The organism is Stenotrophomonas terrae, from assembly GCF_001431465.1.
GTDB classification, from domain to species: Bacteria; Pseudomonadota; Gammaproteobacteria; order Xanthomonadales; family Xanthomonadaceae; genus Stenotrophomonas; species Stenotrophomonas terrae.
In genome coordinates, this window is sequence record NZ_LDJJ01000123.1 from 1 (window position 1) to 839 (window position 839).

Here is an 839-nt window from a genome sequence, read left to right on the forward strand (position 1 = left end):
CCGGCCACCATGATGGTGGCGCCGAACTCGCCCATGGCGCGGGCAAATGCCAGCAACAGGCCGGCCAGAATGCCGCGCCATGCCAGCGGCAGGGTCACCCGGAAAAACAGCGCCAATTCGGATACACCCAAGGTACTTGCAGCCTGTTCCAGCTGCCCATCCACATCCTCGAAGGCCGCCCGCGCCGGCTTGAACACCAAGGGGAACGACGCCACTGCCGCCGCGATCACCGCCGCCTGCCAGGTGAACACCAGGTTGATGCCGAAGCTGCTCTCCAGCCAGCGACCCAGCGGGCCGTTGCTGCCGATCAATACCAGCAGGTAATAACCGAGCACGGTCGGCGGCAACACCATCGGCAAGGTGAACACCGTATCCAGCAGCTCACGCCCGGGAAAGCGACGCCGCGCCAGCAAGGCGCCAAAGCCAACGCCGAGCACGAGGTTGATCGCAGTCGCCCAGCCGGCCACCTTCAGCGACAACCACAACGCGCTCCAGTCCAGATCCACCATCAGGGGCTGCCGAAACCGTGCCTGTGCAGAATGGCCTGGCCCTGTGCCGAGCGCACGAAGGCGATGAAGCGCTTGGCTTCGGCCGCATTGCGGCTGGTCTTCACCATCGCCAGCGGATAAGCGATACCACCGGCAACCGGCACCTGGAAGGCGCGCTGCACGCGCGCGCTCATCGCCTGCGCATCGGTGGCGTAGACAAAGCCTGCATCCACCTCGCCACGTGCCACGTAGTCCAGCGACTGGCGCACGTTCTGGGTACTGATCATCTTGGCCTGCACCGCCGGCCACAGCCCGGCCTGCTGCAGCGCGCCGCGGGCGTAGCGGCCGACC

2 protein-coding genes are annotated in these 839 nt (G+C 66.5%); both read right to left on the reverse strand.

Translation table 11 applies throughout. The features are described 5' to 3' along the window. Positions 1-506, reverse strand: a 506-nt coding sequence (gene modB, locus ABB27_RS18990) for a molybdate ABC transporter permease subunit (RefSeq protein ID WP_057630878.1), incomplete at its 3' end; no start/stop codon positions are given. Between the two features lie 2 nt (positions 507-508). Beyond that, positions 509-839, reverse strand: a 331-nt coding sequence (gene modA, locus ABB27_RS18995) for a molybdate ABC transporter substrate-binding protein (RefSeq protein ID WP_083491396.1), incomplete at its 5' end; no start/stop codon positions are given.